This is a genomic window from uncultured Blautia sp., assembly GCF_902497045.1.
Lineage (GTDB): Bacteria > Bacillota > Clostridia > Lachnospirales > Lachnospiraceae > Blautia_A.
This window is the reverse complement of sequence record NZ_CABVDF010000113.1, coordinates 1-8,760: the sequence shown is the minus strand read 5'-3', so window position 1 is coordinate 8,760 and position 8,760 is coordinate 1. Positions and strand designations below refer to the sequence as shown.

Sequence of the window (8,760 nt, the reverse complement as noted above, 5' to 3'; positions counted from 1 at the left end):
TTCACAATTTTTATTTTTTTGCCAGATCTTTAAGTACCTCTCCTGCAATGATCAGTCCTGCCACAGACGGTACAAAGGCCACTGAGCCTGGAACAGAGCGTTTCTGCGGAGCCAAAGGAGATGTTTCCTCACTGTAAGAACTGAGAAGCTCCGGATCAGGCATCACCGGAAGCTCCTGAGAATAAACTACCTTCAGCTTTTTTATCCCTCTTTTTTTCAGCTCGCGGCGCATGACCTTTGCCAGAGGACACACGGATGTTTTATAAATATCCGCCACCTGAAAAGCCGCAGGATCCAGCTTGTTTCCGGCTCCCATACTGCTGATGACCGGCACTCCCGCCGCTTCCGCCTCCTCAACAATCTGCAGCTTTGCCGTCACCGTATCCACAGCATCTACCACATAATCATACTGAGAAAAATCAAACTGATCTTTCGTTTCCGGAAGATAAAAACATTTGTGTACATGAACTTTCACATCCGGATTGATATCCATGATCCTGTCCTGCATTACATCAACTTTATATTTTCCTATGGAGCTTTTTGTGGCTATGATCTGACGGTTCAGGTTGGTAAGGCTTACTGTATCACTGTCGATCAGGTCAATCTCTCCAATGCCGCTCCGTACCAGAGCCTCCACAGTATATCCTCCTACTCCACCGATGCCAAAAACTGCCACCCGTGCTCCGGCAAGCTTCTCCATAGCCTTTGTCCCAAAAAGAAGTTCGGTTCTCGAAAATTGATTTTCCATTTTATTTTACTCCATTTCTATTACATGATCCATTTTCCTATTACAGGTATCTTTTCAACGATCCATGCACCTGCCATACAGACAGCAAACACCACTATTGAAAGAAACGGTACGGATATCCATGGACTGCATATCGTGGTCGTGATCCCAAACCACAGCTTGATATGTTCTAATACAAAAATATGGATCAAATATACAAACAAAGTATATTTTGACAACTTTGCAATCAATCCTGCTGATTTCCTGTTTTTTATATTTGCCGGCAACTTTAAAAACAACATAAAAATAAGCACTGCTTCTAAAAAAACGGGTAACGCAAAATGGCCATATAAAAGACTTTTGGGTTTACCTGCAACAATTGCATCCATTTCTCCTATTTTTGCCGCATACAAAATCATGTACAAAATCCCTGCCACCAGGTATCGTTTTTTGACTTTAACAAACTTTTCTTTATATTTATCCAACGCATACCCCAGAAGAAAATACAGACTTAAATCACTTAATGCATAATTAAAATCATGAAATAAGATTTCCCACAATTCACTTTTCGGAAATAAAATTGTAATCAGACTTTTTCCTACTGCCCATCCTGCCGCTATCATGCAGGCATAAGGCACATAACGTCCCTTTTCATAGCGTACCAGACAGATAAATATCGGTACTAGCAGATAAATACTGATCATCGCCGGCAGATACCACAGATGGAATTTTGATTTGACAACGCCTGCTATAAAATCACTAAAACTACTACAAGACAATCCGGATATTCCAATGGTATCTATCGTGTAAAAAACAGACCATGCAACATAAACCACCATTAGCTTTTTAATATTTTTTTGATAGAATCCCTTTACAGAAAACTCTGTGTTTTTGGAAAGAATCAATTTTCCGCTCAACATCACAAACAACGGAACAGCACTTCTGACCGCAGTATCATACAAATTAAAAACGTGCCACTCTCTGCTTGTTACCTCTACCGAAGACCAGTTCTGTGCAGCTACATGAAGAAATATGACCATAAAACAGGCAAAAATCCTCAGATAATCCATATTATATTCTCTTTCCCGCATTCACAGTCCCTCCCTGTCTTTCTCTTTACCGTACTTAACGTTCCTTATTATATCAAAAACAAAAGAACAGGGAAAGTCTTTTAGATTTTACCATATTTTGATTTTTTCATGATAATTCTAATAAATATGCGTGCTATACTGAAAAAAATCTGATAAAATAAAAGCATGACCGGAAGCTGCAGATGACTTCCGAAAACACGGCTTTTCAAGGAGGATACTTATGAAATTTAAGCTAAACAGTATGGAAAAGAAATGGATCCTGTACGATGTGGGAAATTCTGCCTTTACGCTTCTGGTTTCCACCATCATGCCCATTTATTTCAACTATCTTGCAGATCAGGCAGGGATCTCGGAAGTAAATTATCTTGCCTACTGGGGCTACGCAGTCTCTGTGGCCACAATCATTGTTGCCGTTCTGGGTCCCATCGTGGGAACAGCCTCTGACACAAAAGGACGGAGAAAAAAAATATTTCTTGCTGCTCTTCTGATCGGCGCTATCGGCTGTGTCTTTCTTGGATTCAGTCAGTCGTGGCTCTGGTTCCTGCTGCTTTTTGTTATTGCAAAATCCGCCTACTCTCTGAGCCTCGTAGTTTACGACTCCATGCTTCCGGATGTAACCTCTGAAGACCGTGCTGATGAAGTTTCCGCCCAGGGCTATGCATGGGGATATATCGGAAGCTGCATCCCCTTTATCCTGAGCCTCGTTCTTGTTCTTTTTTATGACAAAATCGGTCTTTCCATGAAAACAGCCATGGGACTGGCTTTTCTTCTGGTAGCGATCTGGTGGATCATGATGAGTCTTCCTCTGCTCAGACATTATGAGCAGACTCACTACCAGACAACAAACGCAAAAAACAATCTTGCAGCAAGCTTTAAGCGTCTGGGCGGAATTTTTTCTGAACTGAAACAGAATAAAAAGATTCTGTTTTTCCTGATCGCGTTTTTCTTTTATATTGACGGCGTCTATACCATCATAGACATGGCAACTGCCTATGGAACCGCCTTGGGCCTTGATTCTACCGGCCTTCTTCTGGCTCTTCTTGTAACCCAGATCGTGGCCTTCCCGGCAGCTCTGATCTTCGGAAAATTATCCCGGAAGGTCAATTCCTCACAGCTGATCACTGTCTGTATCGGCGCCTATTTCCTGATCGCCATGTACGGGATCATCCTGAAAGAGCAGTATCAGTTCTGGCTTTTGGCCATTGCTGTGGGCATCTTCCAGGGTGCGGTCCAGTCTCTTTCACGGTCTTATTTTGTAAAGATCATCCCGGCAAATAAATCCGGCGAATACTTTGGGATTTACGATATCTGCGGCAAGGGAGCTTCCTTTGCGGGAACTATGGTGGTATCCATGATCAGCCAGATTACCGGCAGTGTAAATCTGGGTGTAGGAGCGCTTTCCATTATGTTCCTTATCGGTATTTTCTTCTTCCGCAAAGCAGACAAAATCCCACTGGCATGATTTATGTAAAAAAGAGCATCCGGCAATATCACAACTGCCGGATACTCTTTTTATTTTCTTATATCTCCAGAAATGCTTCCAGCTCTCTCAGGTCATAAACCACCTTATCGGCTCCTGCAGCCAGAAATCTCTGTTCTGTTCTTCTGCATTTCTCCTGCTGCTCCTGCCAGGACAGGCTTTCAAATTCCTCCTGGGAAAGTCCCATTTCAGAGCTTCCAAGAATCACTCCCACAGAAAATACACCTGCATTTTTTCCTTCTCTGATATCCGAAACGGTATCGCCTGCTTTTATCACCCGTCTTACATCCTGAATTCCCAATTTTTCCATATTTCTGTAAATCATATAGGGATAAGGGCGGCCTTTTTGTCCAGTGGAATCCGGACTGAACCAGCAGTCTGGCTCATATCCTTTTTCTTTTGCGGCAGGGGCAACAATTTCCATCATTTTATCTGTGTATCCGGTTGTAGAACCAATGGCATATCCCTTTGCGCGAAGACTTTGGATCACTTCAGGCACTCCGGGCTTCGGGTCTGCAAACATATGAAGAATACCCATAAGCTTTTCTTCAAAGATACCAAAAAGCTCCCTGACATCCTGTTCTTCCGGTGCCTTTCCATACTTTTCTTCCCAACATTTGCGGATTCTGGGCATGTTCAGCATCGTACGGATATGATCGATCTTTAACATTCCCATAGGCTCTCTTACCTCTTCCATTGTCGGTTCTATCCCATAATGACGGAATACCTCAGCAAATGCCTGAACCGGCGCAAAGCATCCATAATCTACCGTTGTCCCTGCCCAGTCAAAAATCACACAGTCAAATTTTCTCATTGTCGTTCCCCCCTATCCTCTGGTACTTTCCAGGAATTCCTTAACCAGATTTACTACCTTTTCGATATCTTCTTTATAAATTTCACCAATATTTCCAATACGGAAGGTCTCTGCCTCTGTTACCTTCCCCGGATAGATTGCATATCCTCTGTCCTTAATGTACTGATACATATCAGAAAATTTAAACTCATAATTTTCCGGATAATAAAAAGTTGTTATGATCGGTCCCTGATGTTCTCCGTCAATATAAGGATGGATTCCCAGCTGTTCCATTCCCTGGATCAGAAGCTGATTATTTTCTCTGTAACGTCTGTTTCGCGCCGGTATCCCTCCCTCTTCTTTCAGCTCCTTCAACGCCTGAGCAAAAGCAAGTACCACATGAGTAGGAGAAGTAAAACGCCATTTTCCATCTATCTCCATTGTTTTCCACTGATCGTAAAGATCAAGGGACAGACTTCTCGCTTTGCCTTTACTTTCCTCAAGAAGCTGACGATCAGCAATTACAAAAGAAAATCCTGGAACTCCCTGAATGCACTTGTTTGCACTGCTGACAAGGAAATTGATCCCCCAGTCTTTCACTGGAATATCTACGCCTGCAAAGCTGCTCATAGCATCTACAATAAAGACTTTTCCCATTTCTTTTACAACTTTTCCCACTGCCTCAATGTCGTTAAGGATACCGGAAGTTGTTTCACTATGCACCATGGAAACATGAGTGATAGAAGGATCTTTTTTCAATATTTCACAAATTTCAGATGATTCCGGAACCTTATTATAGTCCACACTGCAGAGAAGATATTCTACGCCTGCATGTTCTGCGATATCTGCCATTCTTTCACCATAGGCTCCGTTTGCTATGATCAGAAGCTTTTCTTTCTTTCCAATCACACTGGTAATCACAGATTCTACGCCAAAGGTTCCGCTTCCCTGCATCAGAACAGCTGTATATTCTTCTTCAGATACGTGAGCAAGATCCAGAAGGTCCTTTCGAATTTCCTGTGTGATTTTTTTGTAATCATCATCCCAGGTACAATGGTCAAACATCATTTCTTTTTTTACTGTATCTGTTGTAGTAAGTGGTCCCGGGGTAAGTAATTTGTAATTTTTCATTTTGATTTCTCCTTTATGTCTGATCTATGTTTTTTAAATTATTTACATTCTTCCGACAGCTTCTGGTGCTTTTCCAGAAGCTCTACTGTCAGCATTTCTTTATAAGTTTTTGGATTTGCAGAAGCATTTTCGGGATCTGTGGTTTCCCCTTTATAAAGTGCATTGGGATAGGTTTCCTGAAGCTTCTTTCTTCCATTTTCTATAATACACTGCGCCATTTCCATAGCTGTCTGTTCTCTTTTTGTATCCTTGGCAAGAACAGCCAAAGACTCCGTAAGAGAAAAATTTCCTTCTTCAGGGTCAATATAATCTATAGGAAGTCCTGCCTTCTTATCTGCTGCTGCCTGGTGTCTCAGGCCAAAACCGATGGCGGCCTCTCCCGCCCGGACTTTCTTCAATGGTCCGGATCCGGAATCCTCCACATGAGGCCCTGCATTCTCATAAATTGCTGCGAGAAGCTCCTTTGCCTCGTTTTCACCGTATGCGTCAATGAGTGCCTGCAAAAGCAGCCAGGCAGTAGACGAAGAAGAGACATCCGTAACAGAGATCATGTCCTTATAAACAGGATCTGCCAGATCTTTTATAGATTTCGGCACAGGAAGTCCTGATGACTCCATTACTTTTGTATTAATGATAAGAGCGCCCTCCTGTGCTGTAACAGGTGCACAATAAGAAGGAAACTCCTCTGTCGTATTTACCGGAAAGGTAATTTCCTGAAACATCTGATTCTGTTCCTGGGCGCTGTCAATATAAAATGTACTCATCGTAATCAGATCTGCTTCCAGGTTTTTCCCTTCTGCCAGAAGCTTTCCTCCCAGCTCTGAGGTACCAAAAGTCTGCAGAATATACTTTCCCTGATATCCGTTCTCATCCAGAGTCTGCTTGATCGCTTCTACCGCTTCATCATCTGCATTGGAATAAATCACCACCAGCTGGCTGTTTCGTCCTCCGCTTCCCAGCGATACCGCAGAAATTACCAAAACTGCTGCTGCAAAAACAGCAATCACCCTCCTTGCAGTCCTCATTTTTGCAGATGCTATCTGTGTCCTATGCGTTTCTTTTTTGACATTTTCTCCTGATCTGCTTTTTCTGTCTGCCAGACAGTTCAGGAGAAATTTCGCTGCCATATTTGTAAAAAGAAGCAGAAGCGAAAGTATAAATATTTCATTATATTTATTGTAATACTGAAGCTGCTTAATCTTTGTTGTAATGACCATGGTACGTGCTCCCGCAAGGAAGATCACGGCGCTTATGGTCACCATTGCATTGATAAAATAGTAGCTGAATACCCTTATGATAGTAGAAATAGCATTTGGCGTCACAACCCTTAGAATTGTCTTGATCCAGCTGTCTCCCATAAGCATTGCTGTCGTTTCCCAGGAAGCATTCAGTTTGGCAAGCGATTCCTTCATCATCAGATACGGCGTAGAAAAGAAATGAATGGTATTGCAGATCACCAGGATCAAAAAAGTATTCTGCAGACTGCTTCCAGAGAAACAGAACAGAAAGGCAAGTCCAAGCACCATTCCCGGAATAGTATTAGTAACCATCGCAATCCCGTCGATCACCTGCTTAAACCACTTATTTACCTGACTTCTTGCAGTAACCAGAGCACTTCCGTAAACAATCAGCGTACCAAAAACTGCCGTATAAAAAGCTACATAAATGGAGTTCATATATACATCGAAAAGCTCTGTATCTCTGATCACTTTCCATATATTTTCCATTGTAAAGTGGATTCTGTAAGGCCATTCCTCCACAAAAGGAATCACAAAGATCACTGCAAATATAGAGACAATACCAATACAGATTAAAACTGAAAAACATCCAAAAATAATATCCCTCACAGGACCTTTTTTCAGATCTTCCTGAGCTATCCTGTTATATCGTACATTATATTTCTCCAGATATTTCAGCAGTACAATGCTCACAACAGAAGGAATCAGCATAACCATAGCTACCACTGCACCATTATTAAAATTCGGAACACTTCCCAGCATCTGGCGGTAAAGAACACTTGCAAGAACTTCAAACTGCCCCCCTACTGCTGCAGGGATACCAAAATCTGTAAAACTCAAAAAAATGCCTGCACAAATGATGCCGCCAATGTGCCCAGAAGCGGTCTTACCACCGTCATTCGAAATGTGGTAAACGCATTGTCTCCCATAAGCCTGGACACTGTCATAAATTTTTTATCTATATATGCCATTGCATTAGAAACCAGCACATAGCATACCGGGAGAGTATAAATCACATATCCCAGAAGAAGACCGTTAAACCCATAAATAGGAAACAGCTGACGGCCCAAAATCTTTGTCAGAAGCCCTTCCTTTCCAAAAGAATAAATAATGGCAAATCCATAAGTAATCGTAGGAAGAAACATTGGAAGCACTGCCACTGCCCCAATTATCTTTTTTATTCTGCGGTCTGCATTGGTATAATTCACCGTATACGCCATAAAAAAGGCAAGAGCCGTAGTAACCAGCGCGCTTATCCCTGCAATCAGAAAGCTGTTTCCAAGAGCCCGAACAAACCCTTTTGTTCCAAAAACTTCTCTGTAAAAAGCAAAGGTAAAGCCGTTTTCTCCCAGGAACGATTTTGCCAGAAGACGAATGACCGGAATCATCAGAAAAACAGCAAACAACAGTCCCACTGCCGTAAAGATCAGCTTTGTTTCTTTATTTTTTCTGTTCATCTTCTATATCCTCAGGCAGAGATTTCTTTTGGCAGCAAGGTGTTTGCAAACAGCATATAGATATTGTTTCTCTTAATCTCAAGCTGATTAAGAATGAATTTTTTTACAAAAGGATTTTCCGGATGTGTAATAATATCAGAAGGTTTTCCATACTGGGCAATTCCTCCCTTTTCCAGAATCAGCACCCTGTCAGAAAGAGTAAGCGCTTCTTCCGGATCATGTGTTACAATAATTGTAGTAAGATTAAATTCCTTTGCAATTGTTTTGATCCGATCCTTAATGGATTCCTTGATCACTCCGTCCAGTGCACTGAGAGGCTCGTCAAGCAGAAGAATCTTCGGCTTCATAACCATGGTTCTTGCAAGGGCTGCTCTCTGCTTCTGTCCTCCGGAAAGCTGATCGATCCTTTTATTTAAGTGTTCCTCCAACTCCAGAAGTCTGATCAGATCCTGTACCTCCTGAGGCGATGAAATATCCGGATTATTTCTCAGCCCATAGGTGATATTTTCGTATACATTCAGATTTGGAAATAAAGCATAATCCTGAAATACAATATTAAATCCTCTCTTTTCCATAGGAACCTTTGTAATATCCTGTCCGTTAAAAAAAATTTTTCCTCCATCTGCTTCTGCAATTCCAAGAATCAGGTTCAGCAAAGTTGTTTTTCCGCATCCTGAAGGTCCTAATATAGAAATAATCTCTCCATCTTCAATATCCAGGTTAATATTTTCAAGAATTGTAACTCCGTCATATACTTTCTTCAGATTTTCAAGCTTTAACATATTTTTCTTGTATGATGTTTATAGAAGCTAAAACATCACCTTTTCCTTTCTTTTAGTAATG

Annotated in this window: 6 protein-coding genes and 1 pseudogene; 1 reads left to right on the top strand and 6 read right to left on the bottom strand. The window is 41.6% G+C overall.

Annotation, left to right across the window (positions count from 1 at the left end; genetic code table 11):
• Positions 1 to 10: 10 nt before the first annotated feature.
• Both RDS42_RS09225 and RDS42_RS09220 read right to left on the bottom strand, forming a co-directional pair.
• Complete coding sequence (locus RDS42_RS09225) at positions 11 to 748, bottom strand: tRNA threonylcarbamoyladenosine dehydratase (RefSeq protein ID WP_308783408.1); 738 nt, start codon at positions 746 to 748, stop codon at positions 11 to 13.
• Positions 749 to 768: 20 nt separating this feature from the next.
• On the bottom strand, positions 769 to 1,818 hold the full coding sequence (locus RDS42_RS09220) for an acyltransferase (protein ID WP_308783407.1): 1,050 nt from the start codon (positions 1,816 to 1,818) through the stop codon (positions 769 to 771).
• A 220-nt stretch (positions 1,819 to 2,038) separates the two neighbouring features.
• Here RDS42_RS09220 and RDS42_RS09215 point away from each other — a divergent pair, with 220 nt between their 5' ends.
• Complete coding sequence (locus tag RDS42_RS09215) at positions 2,039 to 3,280, top strand: MFS transporter (RefSeq protein WP_308783406.1); 1,242 nt, start codon at positions 2,039 to 2,041, stop codon at positions 3,278 to 3,280.
• 58 nt (positions 3,281 to 3,338) lie between these two features.
• Here RDS42_RS09215 and phnX read toward each other — a convergent pair whose 3' ends face one another.
• The 4 genes and pseudogenes from phnX to RDS42_RS09195 form a co-directional block, all read right to left on the bottom strand.
• Entirely contained in the window at positions 3,339 to 4,112 is a 774-nt protein-coding gene (gene phnX, locus RDS42_RS09210; protein WP_308783405.1) for a phosphonoacetaldehyde hydrolase, read from the bottom strand.
• Between the two features lie 12 nt (positions 4,113 to 4,124).
• Positions 4,125 to 5,222, bottom strand: a complete 1,098-nt coding sequence (locus tag RDS42_RS09205) for a 2-aminoethylphosphonate--pyruvate transaminase (protein ID WP_308783404.1) — start codon at positions 5,220 to 5,222, stop codon at positions 4,125 to 4,127.
• Positions 5,223 to 5,260: 38 nt separating this feature from the next.
• Positions 5,261 to 7,917 (bottom strand): annotated as a pseudogene (locus RDS42_RS09200) (extracellular solute-binding protein).
• A gap of 11 nt (positions 7,918 to 7,928) precedes the next feature.
• Positions 7,929 to 8,699, bottom strand: a complete 771-nt coding sequence (locus RDS42_RS09195) for an ABC transporter ATP-binding protein (protein ID WP_308783403.1) — start codon at positions 8,697 to 8,699, stop codon at positions 7,929 to 7,931.
• Positions 8,700 to 8,760 lie beyond the last annotated feature (61 nt).

Bases quoted from the DNA above. Each gene is read 5' to 3' on its own strand.
- RDS42_RS09225 (WP_308783408.1), bottom strand. From the start codon at position 748: ATGGAAAATCAATTTTCGAGAACCGAACTTCTTTTTGGGACAAAGGCT.
- RDS42_RS09220 (WP_308783407.1), bottom strand. From the start codon at position 1,818: ATGCGGGAAAGAGAATATAATATGGATTATCTGAGGATTTTTGCCTGT.
- RDS42_RS09215 (WP_308783406.1), top strand. From the start codon at position 2,039: ATGAAATTTAAGCTAAACAGTATGGAAAAGAAATGGATCCTGTACGAT.
- phnX (WP_308783405.1), bottom strand. From the start codon at position 4,112: ATGAGAAAATTTGACTGTGTGATTTTTGACTGGGCAGGGACAACGGTA.
- RDS42_RS09205 (WP_308783404.1), bottom strand. From the start codon at position 5,222: ATGAAAAATTACAAATTACTTACCCCGGGACCACTTACTACAACAGAT.
- RDS42_RS09195 (WP_308783403.1), bottom strand. From the start codon at position 8,699: ATGTTAAAGCTTGAAAATCTGAAGAAAGTATATGACGGAGTTACAATT.